The 17,988-nt window shown below is 65.1% G+C and carries 8 protein-coding genes; 3 read left to right on the forward strand and 5 right to left on the reverse strand.

What is annotated here, in order from left to right; all coding sequences use genetic code 11:
- The first annotated feature begins 76 nt into the window (after nucleotides 1-76).
- Nucleotides 77-1,615: a UbiD family decarboxylase gene (locus G3N97_RS05860; protein ID WP_205992355.1), complete on the forward strand. Its 1,539-nt coding sequence runs from the start codon at nucleotides 77-79 to the stop codon at nucleotides 1,613-1,615.
- A gap of 47 nt (nucleotides 1,616-1,662) precedes the next feature.
- Here G3N97_RS05860 and G3N97_RS05865 read toward each other — a convergent pair whose 3' ends face one another.
- Genes G3N97_RS05865 through G3N97_RS05880 form a run of 4 tightly spaced genes read right to left on the reverse strand, consistent with a single transcriptional unit; the run spans nucleotide 1,663 to nucleotide 10,769 of the window.
- The gene (locus G3N97_RS05865) at nucleotides 1,663-2,838 is read right to left on the reverse strand and encodes a hybrid sensor histidine kinase/response regulator (protein WP_205992356.1); all 1,176 of its coding nucleotides are present in this window, start codon (nucleotides 2,836-2,838) and stop codon (nucleotides 1,663-1,665) included.
- 5 nt (nucleotides 2,839-2,843) lie between these two features.
- Nucleotides 2,844-5,114: a PAS domain S-box protein gene (locus G3N97_RS05870; RefSeq protein WP_241030412.1), complete on the reverse strand. Its 2,271-nt coding sequence runs from the start codon at nucleotides 5,112-5,114 to the stop codon at nucleotides 2,844-2,846.
- Nucleotides 5,098-10,089, reverse strand: coding sequence for an AAA family ATPase (locus G3N97_RS05875; protein ID WP_205992358.1), 4,992 nt, complete (start codon nucleotides 10,087-10,089; stop codon nucleotides 5,098-5,100). The genes G3N97_RS05870 and G3N97_RS05875 overlap by 17 nt, the downstream gene beginning before the upstream one ends.
- Nucleotides 10,086-10,769, reverse strand: a complete 684-nt coding sequence (locus tag G3N97_RS05880) for a response regulator transcription factor (RefSeq protein ID WP_205992359.1) — start codon at nucleotides 10,767-10,769, stop codon at nucleotides 10,086-10,088. Before G3N97_RS05880 ends, G3N97_RS05875 begins: the two co-directional genes overlap by 4 nt.
- A 449-nt stretch (nucleotides 10,770-11,218) precedes the next feature.
- Between G3N97_RS05880 and G3N97_RS05885 the strand changes: the two genes are divergently transcribed.
- Together G3N97_RS05885 and G3N97_RS05890 are read left to right on the forward strand one after the other, a co-directional pair.
- Nucleotides 11,219-12,754, forward strand: coding sequence for a winged helix-turn-helix domain-containing protein (locus tag G3N97_RS05885; RefSeq protein ID WP_205992360.1), 1,536 nt, complete (start codon nucleotides 11,219-11,221; stop codon nucleotides 12,752-12,754).
- Between the two features lie 4 nt (nucleotides 12,755-12,758).
- Entirely contained in the window at nucleotides 12,759-15,662 is a 2,904-nt protein-coding gene (locus tag G3N97_RS05890; RefSeq protein ID WP_205992361.1) for a winged helix-turn-helix domain-containing protein, read from the forward strand.
- A gap of 85 nt (nucleotides 15,663-15,747) precedes the next feature.
- On the opposite strand, the gene katG is transcribed toward G3N97_RS05890, so the two are convergent.
- Nucleotides 15,748-17,934 carry a catalase/peroxidase HPI gene (katG, locus tag G3N97_RS05895; RefSeq protein WP_205992362.1) on the reverse strand — a complete coding sequence of 729 codons (2,187 nt, stop codon included), beginning with the start codon at nucleotides 17,932-17,934 and terminating at the stop codon, nucleotides 15,748-15,750.
- Nucleotides 17,935-17,988 lie beyond the last annotated feature (54 nt).

Below are 17,988 nucleotides of genomic sequence, written 5' to 3' on the forward strand. Positions count from 1 at the left end.
AAATAGAGCCTGTCCAAACGATGACGCGCTCACCGTCACAGCGTCATCGGGTCAGTCGTTCTATGAGAGGCACGCCATGAATCAACGAATCGAATCCCGCCAACTGAAAGCCGACACCACCGCCGACGCGCCCGTCGAGGATCTGCGCTCCGCGCTTGCACGCCTCGCGGCGACGCCGGGCCAGCTGCTCGAAACCGATCGCGAAGTCGATCCGCACGCGCAACTGGCCGGCGTGTACAAGCGCATCGGCGCGGGCGGCACCGTCGAACGTCCGACGCGCCTCGGCCCCGCGATGATCTTCAACACGGTCAAGGGTTATCCGCACAGCCGCGTGCTGGTGGGGCTGATGGCGAGCCGCAAGCGCGTCGGTCTGCTGCTCGACGCCGAGCCGCGCCGCCTCACGCAGCGCATGGCCGATGCCGTGCATCACGCCATCGCGCCGACCACCGTGGCGCGCGAACAGGCGCCGTGTCAGGAAGTCGTTCATCTCGCGAGCGACGCCGGTTTCGACCTGCGCAAGCTGATCCCCGCGCCGACCAACACCGAAAGCGATGCGGGTCCGTTCCTGTGTCTCGGCCTCGTGCTCGGCAGCGATCCCGACACCGGTCACGCCGACGTGACGATCCATCGCCTCTGCGTGCAGGGCCGCGACGAACTCTCGATCTTCTTCGCACCGGGCCGCCACATCGACACGTTCCGTCAAAAGGCCGAAGCACGCGGCGAAGCGCTGCCCGTCTCGATCAACATGGGCCTCGACCCGGCGATCCACATCGGGGCGTGCTTCGAGGCGCCGACCACGCCGCTCGGTTTCGACGAACTCTCGATCGCGGGCGGCCTGCGCGGCAAGCCGGTCGAACTGGTCGATTGCGTGAGCGTCGCGCAGAAGTCCATCGCGCGCGCCGAGATCGTCATCGAGGGCGAGATTCTGCCGAACGTGCGCATCGTGGAGGACCAGAACACCAACACGGGCCACGCGATGCCGGAATTTCCGGGCTATAACGGCCCGGCCAATCCGTCGCTGCCCGTCATCAAGGTCAAGGCCGTGACGATGCGCCACGGCGCGATCATGCAGACGCTCGTGGGCCCCGGCGAAGAACATACGAGCCTCGCCGGCATTCCGACCGAGGCGAGCATCTACAACGCCGTCGAGGCGGCGATGCCGGGCTTCGTCAAACAGGTCTACGCCCACACGGCGGGCGGCGGCAAACTGCTTGCCGTGTTGCAGGTGGAAAAGCATTCGGCCTTCGACGACGGCCGCGCGCGCCAGGCCGCGATCATCGCGCTCGGCGTGTATTCCGAACTGAAACACGTGATTCTGGTCGACACCGACGTCGATCCCTTCGACACCGAAGACGTCATGTGGGCCATGACCACGCGCTTCCAGGGCGACATGTCGACGATGTTCCTGCCGAAGGTGAACGGCCACGTGCTCGATCCGTCGCAGACGCCCGAGTTCAACCCGGCGCTGCCCGCTCGCGGCGTGACCTGCAAGACGGTGTTCGACTGCACCGCGCCGTTCCACCTGCGCGGCGAGTTCGAACGCGCGAAGTTCATGGATGTCGATCCGCGTCCGTTCGCGCCCGAGCTGTTCGCGGACGCGGACAGCGATGCCTGAACGCGTAGTCGTGCAGCCCTAAAAAGCAACCACGCGCAAACGTAACCTCAACGCGCGCCTTGCGGCTGATAAACCGGCCGACTCGAAACCGCCAGCTTCACCGCAAGGCCGCCGTTGTTATCCGCGAGTTTGAGCGTGCCGCGATGCAAGGTCGCGACGCTCTTCACGAGCGCGAGGCCGAGCCCGACGCCCGGCGTCCCGCGACTCGCATCGCCGCGATAAAAGCGCTCCGTCACCTTCTCGCGTTCGTTCGGAGGAATGCCGGGACCGTCGTCGGCGACTTCAATTTCAATCAGGCCTTCATGCTCATTGACGCTCACATGCACGCGCGTGTGGGCGTATTTGAGTCCGTTATCGATCAGATTGCCAATCGCCTGCGCGATCAGCAGCGGGTCGACGATCGCGTTGAGTTCCACCGGACACGTCAGCGACAACGCAATGCCGCGCACGTCGCCCAAAGGCTGATAAAAGTCCACGGCTTCCGAAACGATATCCGCCACGTTGCTCGCGACAAATCCCGATCGCCTGACACCCGCATCGATTTCAGCGAGACGCAACAGCGCATTGAAAATGCCGATTACGCGATCGATATCGCCGAGCGCGCCTTCCAGACGTTCGAGCGTATCGGTGTCCACCTGCTTGCTCAGGTCGAAAATCATCACTTCCATGCGCGCGCGAAGCTCGGAGAGCGGCGTGCGCAAATCATGAGCGATGGCATTCGACGTATTGCGCACGTTGTTGATCATCTCGACCAGCGCTTCCTGCGCAACCTGGCGGCGCTCCACCTCGTCATGCAATCGCGCGTTGCGCTCTTGCAATGCCTGCTGAAGCCGCCGCAATTTGATGTGGGTTTGCACGCGCGCGAGCAACTCCTCCATTTGCAGCGGCTTGGTCACATAATCGACGGCGCCCACCTGAAAGCCGATATGTTTGTCGTCGATACGCGACAGCGACGTCATGAAAATCACCGGGATATCGCAGGTCTCGGGCTGCGCCTTGAGCCGGCGGCATACCTCGAAACCATCGAGTCCCGGCATCATGACATCGAGCAGAATCAGATCCGGGCGCACGAGCGCGGCGCGGCTCAAGCCCTCTTCGCCATCGCGCGCGATCGAAACCTGCAGGCCGCTCGCCTCCAGAAAATCCACGACAATGCCCAGATTCGACGCCGTGTCGTCCACCACCAGCACGACGGGCGGCCTGATTTGAAATTCTTCGGACATAGGCATCAAGTTTCGTTCAAGTGCTTTTCGATCAGCGCGAGCAACTGGCGCGATTCGAAATTCTGCGCGAGCGTGCGGACCTGTTCCGCGAACACGCGATAGCGGTGATCGTTGGGGCTTTCACACCAGCCCTGCACATGACGCACCACGTCGCTCATCGAACCGCGCAGCGCGAGCGCGTGCAGCGCTTCCATGTCGGCACGCGACGGCAGCGCGAATGACACGAATGGCGCGGGCGAATTGCCTGGCGCGGCGCTGCTGGATTGCACGTCCGCCGCGCTGCGCCAGCCGTCATCGGCGGGTTCGTGCGCAGGCGCTCCCTCTGCGCGTTCCGCGCCCGATTCGACCGCGAAATCCAGCCAGAAACGGCTGCCCCGTCCCGGCACGCTCTCGACTTCGATCGCGCTGCTCATGCGCTTCGCGAGATGCTGGCTGATCGACAAACCGAGCCCGAGTCCGGCGCGCTGACGTTCGCTGTCGCCAGCCTGTTCGAACGGCTGGAACACACGTTCGAGCTGGTCCGCGTGAATGCCGACGCCCGTGTCGCGCACCTCGAATCGCAACACATGACGATCCACCAGATTCACCGAGAAATGGACGCTGCCGAGATCGGTGAATTTGACGGCATTCGACAGCAGATTGAGCAGCACCTGACGCAGGCGTTTCTCGTCGGCGCGAATCACGCGCGGCGCGTCGGGTGCAAGCGCACAGGTCTGCTCCAGGCCCTTCTCGCGCGCTCGCAGATACACCATATCCGAGAGCGTTTCGACAAACGGCGCGAGCAGCACGTCGCCGATATCGAGCGGCACGCGCCCGGCGCCGACGCGCGCGAAATCGAGCAGGTCGTTAATCAAGGTCAGCAGATGCGAACCGCTCTGCTCGATCAACGCGATGTGCGATTTGGCGCGCTCGGCCAGCGACGCATCGTGACGCAGAATCTGCGAATAACCGAGTATGCAGTTCAGCGGCGTTCTCAGTTCATGGCTGATATTGGCGAGAAACTGGTCCTTGGCGCGATTCGCGGTTTCCGCGTCGTCGCGCGCGACCCGCACCGTTTCCTCCAGCGCCTTGCGCTCCGTGATATCCGCCGCCGTGCCGGACACGCGCGTGCCGCCCTGGCCCGCGAGCGCCGTCGACGTGCCGCGCGTGAGCACCCAGCGATAGCTGCCGTCACGTTTGCGCACGCGATGCTCGATCTCGAAGCCGCTTCCCGGTCGCGCCGCGCAACGTGCAAAGGCGCGGCGCAGAAGCGCGCGGTCGTCCTCGTGGACCAGCTCCAGCACGCGGATGGAGTCCAGCTCGGCGTCGCGCTCCGCATAGCCGAGCCACGCGGAAATATTCCAGCACTGAAGACGCGGCGCACGCACACGGGTGCGCGGAATCTCCACGTCCCACACGCCGACTTTCGAGCCGCGCATCGCCACGCCAAGGCGTTCGTTGGTTTCGCGCAGGATGGCGGCTTGCGACGCGTGTCTCGACTCCGTCGCATCGCGGATGGCGAAGACCATGCCGCAAACCGATCCCGCGTCGCTCACGATCGGCGAACTGCGGATCTCGACAGGCAGCGTCCGTCCGCTCCGTTCCACCAGCCGCGTGCGCGCCGGATACGGCACGTTGCCGCCCGCCAGCAGCGCGAAGGCCACGCTGACCGCGATCGGCGCATTCGTGTCCTCGTCGACCAGCGCGAGCACATCGGCGAGCGGACGTCCCGCCGCCGCATCGCCGCGCCATCCGGTCAGCCGCTCGGCGACGGGATTCATCAGCGTGATGCGGCCATCGGTGTCGGTCGCGATGACGCCATCGCCAATGCTCGCAAGCGTCACGGCATAACGCTGCTCGCTCTCGCGCAGGCGGCGCTCGGCGTCGTGCTTGTAGAGCGCCATTTCGACGACGGTACGCAGTTGCAGATCGTCGAACGGTTTCAGCACATAGCCGAACGGCTCGGTGAGCGTCGCGCGGCGAACCGTGTCCTCGTCGGCGTAGGCGGTCAGGAACACGACGGGCACGTCGTGCGCCGCGCGCAGCTGCCGCGCCGCGTCGATACCGTCGAGCGCGCCTTCGAGCCGGATGTCCATGAGCACCAGACTCGGCTTGTCGCGCGCGGCCAGCGCCAGCGCGTCCTCTCCGGTCGCGACCTGGCCGATCACGTTATGTCCGCAGCGCTGCATCTGCTGGGCGATATCGCGCGCCACCACCCAATCGTCTTCCACGATCAGGATGCGCGCGGGAGGCGTCGCGGACGCCGCGCGCGAATCCGGCTCAGAACTGGATCGCAAAGCACGTCCCTCCATGACGGGAAATGTCGATGACGCCGCGCAACTGGCGGCTCAGATCGTGAACGAGTTGCAGCCCGAGCGAGTCGACCTCTTCAATCGCAAACGCGACAGGCAGACCCACGCCGTCGTCGGCGACGCTCAGGATGCAGCGCGGCGCGGTATCCGCATGACGCGGCACATGCTCCACCGAGTCATCGAGGCTCAACGCCACGCGCAGACTCCCGCGCCGCCCCTGCGGAAACGCGTGCTTGAGCGCGTTCGACACCAGCTCGTTGACGATCATGCCGCACGCAATCGCGCGATTCATATCGAGTTGAACGTCGTCCACCTTGACATCGAGGACCACGCCCGACTGGCTCATTTCGTAGACGCGCGCGAGATGCGCGCACAGATTGCGTATGTGCGGCGCCATGTCGATGCGCGCGAAATTGCCTGCACGATAGAGGTTTTCGTGCACCATCGCCATCGATCGAACCCGATTCCGGCTTTCCTGGAACAGTTCGGCGACCGCGCGATCCGGCACGCGCGCGCCCTGCAGATTGAGCAGGCTGCTGATCAATTGCAGGTTGTTTTTCACGCGATGGTGCACCTCGTGAAGCAACGCATCCTTCTCTTCGAGCAAGGCCTCGACCTGTTCGAGACTGGCGTTTTCAAGCGAGATCGCGGCTTGCGACGCGAGCAGGCGCAGCACCGTCATGCGCGGCGGCGTGAACGCGCCCGGCGCGAGTTCGTTCTCCAGATACAGCGCGCCGATAACGCGTGTCTGCTTGACGAGCGGCAGGCACAACACCGAACGCGCGCTGCGGTCCTGAAAGTATTCGTCAGCGGCGAACGGATTGTGAGCGAGCGCGTCGTCGACGAGCAGCGCGTCGTGCGTGCGCAAGCACGCGTTCAGCATGGTCAGCGGCAAGGTGCGCGGCGTGCCGGTTTGCCGCTCGACGCGCACCTCGCCGCCCTCGCGCGCTTCGGCCTCGACATGCAATCGCTCGTCGTGCGGAAGAACCAGCAGCGCACGCCGCGCACCCGTGTGCTCCAGCACGATCGTCATGAGCGTGTGCATGAGCCGGTCCAGCACGCGTTCGCTCGAAATCGCCTGCGACGCGCGCACGACCGACTCCACGTCGAGCAGATTCGCGGCGGCGTCCGGCGTGACGGCGCGCGGCGCGTCGGAGGCGAGTTGCGGATGCGCCGCGTCGAGCGCCGCGACACGCGCATTCGCGCCCCAGCTTGCGTAAGCCTCGCGCGCGCGGCGAAGATACACGGGCGCAATCGCCGTGAAGCCGCGCGCGAGATAGAAGTGGCCCGCACGCTCCGCCGCCAGCGCCTCGACGTGCAGCAGACGGTTCGCGCGTGCGCTGTCGATCGCGCGTTCATAGAGCCGCATCGCCTCCATTTCCGCGCCGCGCACGCACGCAAGCTCGGCTTCGAGCAAAGCCGCACGCGCTTCGAAATTGGCGGGACAACTCGCGGCCCACGCCTGCACCTTGCTCACGTGTGCTTCGAGCGCCGCGTCCACGGTTTGCGCCGAACGCAAGCCCGCGAGCGCCGAAAAGAAGTGATATTCGGCGAGTTCGAAGTGGCCCGACGACGTCCACACGAGCGGCGCGGCACGCGCGCCCGCCGCGAGTGCGCCTTCGATATCGCCCGCGAAATAGCGCGCTTGCTGCTGACGAATCCAGTACCAGCACGCGGCGATATCGAGCGCGCGATTGTGCTCGAAATGACTTTCCAGCGCGACCGTGTCGACGTAATCGGCGTCAGGCGAACCGAACCACGGCGACGTGCCACGCAAATCGCGAATCAAGGCGAGCTGCGCGTTGATGATATCGACGATCAGACCAAAACCGGCCTCGCGCACGACGTGAAGTCGTTCGAGCGCGCGCGCTTCCACTTCCGCGAGCGGCGTCGATGCAGCGAGCAACGTCGTGACGAGACAGCAACTGCTGAAGCCGATGTAGGTGAGATCGCCGCTTTCCGTGGCGACCTCGAAGGCGCGCTGCAGAATCGGCAGGCTGTGCCCGATCGGTTGCGTCCACGGCATGACGTGGTACGAGAAACACATGTAGACGCGGGCGCGAAACTGATCGAGGCCCTTCTCGTCGACGAGCGCCATCCCGAGCTTGCCGAACTCGTAACCGCCCGGATAGTCGCCGAATACCGGCCCCGCGACCATGCCCAGATAGGCGAAGCCGAGCGACGACGCGCCCGCGTTGCCGTGCTCCATGCTCAGGTTCGCCATGCGCGCGAGCACGAGGCAAACGAGATTTTCATCGGTGAAAAACGCGGGCGGCAAAACCGCCGTGAAGACGTTGAGCGTCGCCTCGAGCGTTTCGTCGGCGAGCGTGGGATTGTCGAGCATCGCCATGATCGAGCGTTCCTGCACGCGCGCGGCCACTTTCGCGTATTCGTCGTGCGCCGCCGCGCGCTCGGGATGCGCGCTCCAGTCGATGCCCACCTCGCGCAGATAGCGCAGGCAGATGTCGACGGCCACGCTCATTTCGTCGAGCGCCGTATGCAGCGTGATGCGCAAAAACGCAACGGCCGCCTTTTCGGGAATGCTGCGCGCCAGCGCCGCGAGCGCGCGCAAACGGCTCTCCGCATCGCCCGGATTACCGGCGAGGAACGTGCATTCGGCGAGCAGCAGTTCGAGCGAGAACTTCTCGCGATAGTGCGTTTGCCACGCCGTTTCGTCGAGAATCTCGCTGCCGGTGACCAGATAGTTGAGCGCCGTGGCGTAAGCGGACGCCGCGCGGGCGCGCTGTCCCGCCCGCAGATTCAGCAGGCCGACACGCAGGCGCAGCGCTGCGTCGTCGATGGCGCTCAGGGCGCGGTTATATTGATTGACGATATCGAAGATCGTGCGATCGAGTTCCGGATCGGCATCGTCGAGATCGAGCCGCCGGCCAATTCGCCCATGCGCGGCAACCCGCTCGTGCGGCCCGAGCAGTGCATAGGCCGCTTCCTGCACGCGGTCGTGCACGAACGCGTAGGCATGCGCCCGGCGATAGACCAGCCCCTGCTCGACGGCTTCCGCAAGCGTGGCGTCGATCTGTGCCGCGGACTGGCCGTGCACGCTCGCGAGCACCGCGCGCGACGCCGTCGCGCCCACACAGGCGAAATCGGTCAGCAGCCGCTGCGTCGGCGCCGAAAGACGCTCGATCTTTCCGATCATCAGATCGACGACGCTTTCAGGAAACGCGCGCTGCGCAATCTGCTCGACGCTCCAGACCCAGTGGCGCGCCGCATCGTCGAAACGCAAATAGCCGTCGTCGGCGAGCGCGTGCAGGTATTGCACCGCGAAGAACGGATTGCCCCCCGTGCGCTCGAACATCAGCCGCGCGAGCTGGCCGCTGGCCGCCGTATCGCTGCGCGTGGCGTCGCGCACGAGGCGCTCGATGTCGGCCACCGTGAGCGGCGCGAGCAACAGGTCGCTCACGCGTGCGCCGCGCGCGCGCAGATCGGCGATCACATGCGCGAGCGGATGCGCCGCGCCGACTTCGTTCTCGCGATACGCGCCGACGATCAGCAACGCATCGTTGCCCGCGCCACGGCCGAGCGCTTCAAGAATCGACTGCGTGCCGGCGTCGAGCCATTGCAGATCGTCGAGAAACAACACGAGCGGCTGGCCCGCGCCGGCGAACGCCGCGATGCAGCGTGTCAGCACGGCGACGAAGCGCGTCAGTGCTTCGTGCGGCGGCGCTTCGGCAACGGCCGATTGCGGCCCGACGAGTTGTTCCAGCGACGGCAGCAGATCGACGAGCAGGCGTCCATGCGGCCCGAGCGCCTGCTGGATGCGTTTGCGCCAACGCGCCTGCTCGCGCGGCTCGTCGCGCAGGATTCGCTGCAGCAATTGCTCCAGACATTGCGCGATCGTCGCGTACGGCACGTTGCGGCGGTGTTGATCGAATTTGCCCGATGCGAAACGGCCGCGCGTCATGCTGCGGTGAAAGTCCTCGACCAGCGACGATTTGCCGATGCCCGAATAGCCGGAGATGAATACGCATTCGGTCGTGCCGTCGCGGGCGACGCGCTCGAACGCCTGCGTGAGCGCATCGAGTTCGGCGGCGCGGCCATAGAGGCGGTCGGGGATGAGCAGGCGATCGTCGGTATCGGCGCTGCCGAGCCTGAACGGCGCGAACGCAACGCTGCCGCGCAAACGGTCGGCGCATTCGCGCAGATCGTGCTCGACACCGCGAGCGGTCTGGTAGCGATCCTCGGCGGCCTTCGCGAGCAGACGCGCGACCAGCCGATCGAACGTTTCCGGCAGCGCGGGCAGCCAGTCGCGCAGCGGCACCGGCACGCTCGCGGTATGGCAATACAGCCACTCGCCGGGCGACGCCGCGGAGTACGGAAAGCGCCCGGTGAGCATCCAGCCGGTCACGATGCCGAGTGCGTAGAGATCGGCGCGCGCGTCGACCTGACGGTTGACGAGACCGGTGCGCTCGGGCGCGAGAAACGGCAGCGCCTGCGCCACCATCACGGGCGGCGCGGCGACCTTGCCGGCGGGCGTGGGACTCGCAGTCAGGCCGAAGCCGGTCAACGCGACAGCAAGCGTGGCCGGATCGACCAGCACGTGTTCCGGACGCAGGTCGTTATGCACGAGTTCCCGTCGATGCAACGCGTCGAGCGCCTGCGCGATGTTGGCGGCGATCGTCATGATCTGCGCATGCGTGAACGCGCGCAGATCGAGCGTGGACAGCGGCACGCCGCCCGGATCCAGCAGCGCGAGCGTGGCCGTCATGCCCTCGCGAACGAAATCGAGCGGCTGGGTCAAACGCGGGCTGTCGAGACGCGCGCGCCATGCCCACGCGTTTTCCAGCATCGCGAGCGTGTGCGCTGAAGGCTGCGGCGATGTGGGAAACACGACGAGACGCGCGGGCGCGTGCGGATTCGCAGCCGACGCTGCGGTGACGCGCGCGAGCACGAACAGGCCGTCGTCGCCGAGACGCATCGCATCTTCCCGGCCGGGCGTCATGCTTCGGCCGTGAGCATGTAGCCGGCGTTGCGCACGGTGCGCAGCAGCGAAGTGTCGAAACCCGCGTCGATCTTTTGCCGCAGCTTGCTCACGTGCACGTCGACCACATTGGTTTGCGGGTCGAAATGATAATCCCAGATATTTTCGAGCAGCATGGTGCGCGTGACGACTTTATCGGCATGACGCATCAGATATTCGAGCAGCTTGAATTCGCGCGGCTTGAGGATGATGGGTTTGCCGCCGCGCGAGACCTTGCGTGACATCACGTCGACACACAGGTCGCCGCAACGCAGCGAGGACGTCACGGGATCGGTCTGCGTGCGGCGCTGCAGGACTTCGAGCCGCGCGAGCACTTCGCCGAACGCGAACGGCTTGACGACATAGTCGTCGCCGCCCGCCTTCAGCCCGCGAATACGCTCGTCCACGGCGTCGAGCGCGCTCAGGATCAGGACCGGCACCTTGCTGCCGGTGGCGCGCATGGCGGCAACGATGCTGAGTCCGTCCACGCCGCCGGGCAGCATGCGGTCGAGCACCACCGCGTCATAGGCGACGCCGCTCAGCGCCAGCAACATGCCGTCGCGGCCGTTGTCGGCGGAGTCGACGCCATGCCCGGCTTCCGTCAAACCCTTCTTCAGGAATCCGGCCACCTGTACGTTGTCTTCGACTAACAAGATCTTCATCTGGCCCATTCATGGTGTCCGGCCGATTCGACACGCGCAGGCGCTTCGATGACCCGGGGTTTGCGGCTTCAGGCTTCCGAAAGGTGAATTATCGGTCGCGATCCGAATGACTGTCTTTGTGCCGCACATTAAATTTCGTTAATGTCCGGTCGCGCGTTTCATTTCGCCGCCGAAGCAGACAGGCTTCGGGATTTCAGAATAATCCGTCCGGAAAACCGCACTGGAATCCGCTGAATTCGATTCGGGTCTTATCCAACCCTCACAGCCCGCAATTAAATCCGAACATTAACCAAATTTAATCCGCGGTTAATGACAGCAAAATACAATCTGGCTATGCTTCAGCCGACATCAATTCTCCGCGAGCAGGATCGTCGCGGAGCCATGCACCACCTGTTTCCCGCCGTCTGCCAACCCGCCGGGCCACCCGGATCGACACGGACGCAACCACCATGACGTCAGCGACCTCTCAGCTTTACACGTTCGCGTCGGCGCATGAATTCGGCTCCCGGTTCATACGATTCGGCGAAACGGAACTCGACATCGGCATGCGCGTGCTCCGCCAGGGTAGCCGCGTACTGGAACTCGGCTCGCGCGCATTCGACCTGCTCGCGACGCTTGCACGGGCGAGCGGGCGCGTCGTACCCAAGGATGAGCTGATAGATAGTGTCTGGCCCGATACGATCGTGGACGAAAATGCACTACATGTGCATCTTTCCACGATACGCAAAGTGCTCGGGCAAGATAGCAAGCTTATTGTAACGGTCCCCCGACGCGGCTACCAGTTGATTGCGTCGCCGTCCACGCCGCTGGCCGCCGCTAATTTCAGGGACGACAACCACCGTACATCGCGCACCGCGACGATGCCGATGCGGGCCGCGCTGCTGGGCCGCGAGACGGCGATCGACGCGATTTGCGCGATGATGCAGGACACGCGCGTGCTCACGCTCGCGGGATCGGGCGGCATCGGCAAGACGTCGATCGCGCTGGAAATCGCGCATCGCACATCAGGCAGCAACGAAGACGGCGTCCACTTCGTCGATTTGTCCGATCAACACGCGCTGGACGAAGTCCTGCTGGCCTTCGGCGAAATCGGCCCCGTTGCGCGCAAAAACGGCGAGCCCGATCTCGACGTTACCGCCGCCATGCTCACGCGTATTCGCGGCCTGATCGTGATCGACAATGCCGAACATGTCGCCGATGCGGTCGCGCAATTGCTCGAACGGACGTGCCATTCCGGGAATCCTCCGCGCTTTCTCGTCACGAGCCGCCAGCCGCTGCGCATCCCAGCCGAAACGGTTTATCGCGTGATGCCGCTCGCCGTGTCGGGCGAAGCGCCCGAGTCTAATGACGCGAACGGCAGCCTATCGCCCGCAATCGCATTGTTTCTGCGCCGTTTATCGCACGACGGCCGGCACCGGATCATCGACGAGCAACTCATGACGCAAGCCGCCGAGATCTGCCGCTGCCTCGACGGCATACCGCTCGCCATCGAACTGGCGGCATCGCGCGCAGCCATACTCGGGCTGGAGCCTGTCCTGAGCAATCTCGCCGATCCGCTGCCCTATCTCGACGGCGGTTATCGCACCGCGAGCGCGCGACACAAGAGTTTGCTCGCGTCGATCAAGTGGAGCTTCGACATGCTCGAGTCGAGCGAACAGGCCGTGTTTCAGCGGCTTTCCGTGTTCGATGGCGCGTTCGACGCCGAGGCCGCGAGCGCGGTCGCGAGCGATGACGGGATCTCGCCCGCGGCGGTGATGGAGTGTGTTTCCGAGCTGGTCGATCACTCGCTGCTCGAAATCCATTTCGACGGCGCGGCGGTGACGTACCGCCTGCTCACGCCGTCCAGGTCGTTCGGAAGGAAGCGGCTCGCCGAAGCGGGCACACTCGCAACGATGGTCGAACGTCGCGCGGATTACGTGCGAAACGCCGCGCGTTGTGCATCGGGACAGCAAGCGCTTGTGTCACCCTTCTCCTTCCGGTCCTGACCGCATGCCTTCGCTTTCCGAGCCGCCGTCGACGACTTTCCAGCTTGGCCACTCGTGCGTCGATCTCCGCGAGCGTGTCCTGCTGCGAAACGGCGAGCCGGTCCAGATGGGCGCACGCGCCTATGCCATTCTCGAAGCGCTGATCGAAGCGGACGGCGGCCTCGTCACGAAGCACGAACTCCTGGCGCGCGCGTGGCCCGGCGTTGTCGTCGAGGAAAACAATCTGCAGGTGCAGTTGTCGAAGCTGCGCCGCGCGCTGGGCGATGACCGCGCCTGTATCGTCACCGAATCGGGGCGCGGCTATCGGCTTTTGGCTGCGCGTGCGAACGAGCGTTCACGCAGTGAAGTCGCGAACGGCCCACGCAATGCGCCGTGCACCGAGGATTACCCGACGCCACCCGCCGCGCGACTGCCGAATCTTCCGCCGCCGATTGGCCGGGATCACGCCATTTCGTCGGCGCTCGGCGCGCTAACGTGCGGGCGCGCGTTGACGCTCATCGGATCGGGCGGCATCGGTAAGACCACGCTGTCGATGGCGGTCGCGCAGCGCTTCGAAGCGGAACGCAACGGCCACGTCATGGTGATCGAACTCGCGGCAATGGCGACGGCCGACGAAGTCACGCGCGCCGTCGAAGGACGATTGTCGGCGATTGGCGCAAGCGGTACGAGCGGCACGTTCGGCTCCTTGCTTCTGCTCGACAACGCCGAGCACATGATCGCCGCGGTCGCCGACATCGTTCATCGCGTGCTCGACGACTACCCTGCCTTGCACGTGCTCGTGACAAGCCGTGAAGCGCTGGCGATCGACCGCGAAACGCTCATGCCGGTTGAGCCGCTCGCCGTCCCCGAACGCGAGGCCGACGAGCAGACCGTCCGCCGCCAATCCGCCGTGCAGCTTTTCATGAAGCGCGTCGAAGCAACGGGTCGTCCTCTTCACGGAGACGCTGCGGAAATCGGCTTGATCGGCGAAATCTGCCGCCGACTCGACGGCTTGCCGCTCGCGATCGAACTGGCCGCCGCGCGGGTGCCGACATTGGGCGTTGAAGGCGTCCATCGCGGTCTCGCCGATCAATTGACACTGCTTTCACGGGGTTTTCGCACGGCGATGCCGCGCCATCGCACGCTCCGTGCAACGCTGGACTGGAGCTTCGCCCTGCTCGACTCGCGAAGCCGCACGCTGCTGCGACGCCTCGCGCTGTTTACCAGCCACTTCTCGATCGAATCGCTGTGTGCGGTCGCTTGCGACGCGACACTGCCGGTGAGCACCGTCATCGACGGAATTGGCGAGCTTCTGGCGAAGTCGCTCGTCAAGGTGTCGTTCGACGGCCCGATCGCGCACTATCGCTTGTCGGAGTCGACGCGCGCCTATGCCCTCGAACATCTCCTCACGGCGGGCGAAGTCAAGGACGTATCGGCGCGCCATGCACGCGATCTGGCTTCGCGCTTCCGCGACCAGGAAGCCGCCGGAAGCGGGCCTGCGCTCGCAGGCGGCGACGATCCCGGCCACATGCTCGACGACACGCGCAACGCGGTGGATTGGGCCTTTTCTCCCGATGGCGATGTGCGCACAGGCGTGGAGCTTTCGTCGACACTGGTGAGCGCGCTGCTGGCCCGCGCAAAGCTCGACGAATGCGGCCGCCGCGCCGCCCAGGCGTTACAGGCGCTTCAAGCGCTGCCCGAGCGCGCCATGACTCCGATCGCTGCGATCCGCCTCAAGATTGCACTCGCCGCGGTGCTGCCGAATCTGGAAGGACCGGTCGAGCGGGCGTGCGAACTCTGGCGCGAAGTGCACGAGCATGCGCTGCAAATCGACGATGACGGTCTGCGCGCGCGAAGCTACTGGGGATTGTGGAATGCGATGCTTTCTTCCGGCAAAGTCAGCGACGCGCGCCTGTATGCAGAGCAATTCGAACAATTCGCGCGTCGGAAGCATTGCCGCTGGCAGCACATCTTCGCGACGACGCTCGCCGCCACCGCGGCGCATTGCGCCGGCGATCATCATGGCGCCGCCGCGACGCTCGAAGCCGTCGTGCAACATGTTCACGCCCATCCCGACGATGCCGCTGCGATCCGGCAGTTCGCGGTGGACCCGCTCGCGATCTGCTATGCGGGGCTCGCCCGCATCCGTTGGCTCGAAGGAGACGTCGGCGAGGCCGCGCGCCTCGCGAGTCGCTCGCTGGATCTGATTCCCGCCGAGACCATGGAGCCGTGGTTTACGCATGTCCTCGGCGTGGTCGCGGCGCCGCTCGCGCTGATCTCGGGAGATCGCGAGCGTGCGCGCCACTATCTGTCGATCATGCAGTCGCAAACGACGCTGCACCGCCTGACTATCTGGCGCGAGTTTGGCGAATGCCTCGCGGCCATTCTCCTCATTCACGATGGGGACGTGGTCAGAGGACTGTCCAGGATGGAACGCACGCTCGATTCGCTTCTGGCGCGCGGATTCCGGCGCTTGACGTCGCCGCTGATCGTCGAATGCGCGCAGGCGCTCATCAGCGTGGGCCGAACCACGGACGCGCTCGATCGCCTCCACGATGCACAAGCATTCTGCGAGATCAACGGCTCTTTTTACTTTATGCCTGAAATCCTGCGCGGCCAGGGTTTGTGCGCGCATGCAATGTCCCGCATGCCCGATGTCGACTGCCCGTACGATACGCGCGCGCTGACGCGTGCGAAGGCGTGTTTTGCGAAGGCGATTGCAATGGCACGGACGCAGGGCGCGCGCATGTGGGAATTGCGCGCGACGCTGGATCTGCTGGAATTGCCGCTTGGCAATGAGGAAGCCAGCGAGGCACGAAGCGCCTTGTTGGCGCTTGCGAATCGATTCGATGTGTCTAGCGCGGTGCCGGAAGTGCGCAAGATGTTCGCGCTGCTCGCCAGTGCCAGGCCATCGCCGGCATTCACCTGATTGCGTGCGAACGGATGGCTGCGGTCAATCGGTGGGCCGGGCGACGCCCTTGCCCACCGATTGACCGAGTTCCGCTCAGTTCTGCTTAAGCGGCCTGGTCAGCCAGATCGAAGCGATCGAGATTCATCACCTTCGTCCACGCGGCCACGAAGTCCTTGACGAACTTCTCCTTCGCGTCGGCGCTCGCATAGACTTCCGCGAGCGCGCGCAGCACGGCGTTCGAACCGAACACCAGATCGGCGCGCGTCGCCGCGAACTTCACCTCGCCGCTCTTGCGGTCGCGCCCTTCGAAGCGTTCCTGCGATGCATCGATCGCTTTCCACGCCGTGCCCATATCGAGCAGGTTGACGAAGAAGTCGTTGCTCAGCACGCCCGGCTTGTCGGTCAGCACGCCGTCGTGGCTGCCGTCGGCGTTCGCGCCCAGCACGCGCAGGCCGCCGATCAGCACGGTGAGTTCCGGCGCGGTCAGCGTGAGCTGCTGCGCCTTGTCGATCAGCATCGCCTCCGTCGCGCGGCCGTCCTGAACTCGGCGATAGTTGCGGAAGCCGTCGGCCTGCGGTTCGAGCACGTCGACCGATGCCACGTCGGTCTGATCCTGGCGCGCATCCACGCGGCCCGCCGCGAACGGCACCGCGACTTTCACGCCTGCCGCCTCGGCCGCCTGCTCGATGCCGACGACGCCCGCCAGCACGATCACATCGGCGAGCGAGGCCTTGCCCGAGGCCTGTTGAATGGCCTGCAGCTTCGGCAGCACCGCAACGGCGGCCTTGTTGACGTCCCAGTCCTTTTGCGGCGCGAGCGCAATGCGCGCGCCGTTGGCGCCGCCGCGCTTGTCGCCGCCACGGAACGTCGATGCCGACGCCCACGCAACCGACACCAGCTCGCTCACCGACAAACCCGACGCCGCGATCTTCGTCTTCAGATCGGCGATATCGGCGGTGCTCGGATGATGCACCGGTGCGGGCAGCGGATCCTGCCACAGCAGATCTTCGCCGGGCACTTCCGGCCCGAGATAGCGCGCCTTCGGACCCATGTCGCGATGCGTCAGCTTGAACCACGCGCGCGCGAACGCTTCGCTGAAGGCCTGCGGATCGTCGAGGAAACGACGCGAAATCTTTTCGAATTCCGGATCGAAACGCAGCGTCAGGTCGGTGACCAGCATGGTCGGCTTGCGCTTTTTCGACGGATCGAACGGATCGGGAATGATCTCCGGCGCGTCCTTGGCTTCGAACTGAATCGCGCCCGCGGGGCTGCGCGTCTGCCCCCATTCGTACTTGAAGAGGTTTTCGAAGAAGTGATTGCTCCACTGCGTGGGCGTCTGCGTCCAGATGACCTCGATACCTGACGTGATGGCGTCCGCGCCCGCGCCCGATCCGTAAGCGCTGTGCCAACCCAGACCCTGCGCTTCGAGCGGCGACGCTTCCGGGTCCGTGCCCACGTTCTCCGCCGAACCGGCACCGTGCGTCTTGCCGAGCGTGTGGCCACCAGCGATCAGCGCGACGATTTCCTCGTCGTCCATCGCCATGTTGCCAAACGTCGCGCGAATCGCGGGCGCTGCCGACGCCGGGTCGCCGCTCGCATTCGGGCCTTCGGGGTTCACGTAGATCAGGCCCATTTCCGTCGCCGAAAGCGGGTTCTTCGCGAGCGTTTCCGGATCGCGATGCGTGAGCCACTTTTTCTCCGTGCCCCAGTTCACATCCATGTCCGGCTCCCACACGTCTTCGCGGCCCGCGGCGAAACCGAAGGTGCGAAAGCCCGCGTTTTCCAGCGCCACATTGCCCGCGAGCACGATCAGGTCGGCCCACGAAATCTTCTGACCATACTTCTGCTTGACCGGCCACAGCAGACGGCGCGCCTTGTCGAGGCTGACGTTATCGGGCCAGGAATTGAGCGGCGCGAAACGCTGCTGGCCACGGCCAGCACCGCCGCGGCCATCCTCCATGCGATACGTGCCCGCGCTATGCCACGCCATGCGGATAAAGAGACCCGCATAGCTGCCCCAGTCGGCGGGCCACCACGACTGCGAATCGGTCAGCAACTGGCGCAGATCGGCCTTCAGCGCGCGGTAATCGAGCTTCTTGAACTCAGCACGGTAATCGAACTTCTCGCCGAGCGGATTCGAGCGGCTGGAATGCTGATTGAGCAGATCGACGCGCAACTGATTGGGCCACCAGTCGAGGCTCGTGGTGCCTGCGGCGACGGGAGGCTTTGCCGCAGCATGAAACGGACATTTGGCATCGTCGGGCGTAGGTGTTTCGACTGGCGAGCTCATGGAGACTCCAATAACGTGAGAAAAAGGACATCAATATAGCCCTTCATAATCAAA

It is taken from the genome of Paraburkholderia sp. Ac-20347 (assembly GCF_017104805.1).
GTDB classification, from domain to species: domain Bacteria; phylum Pseudomonadota; class Gammaproteobacteria; order Burkholderiales; family Burkholderiaceae; genus Paraburkholderia; species Paraburkholderia tropica.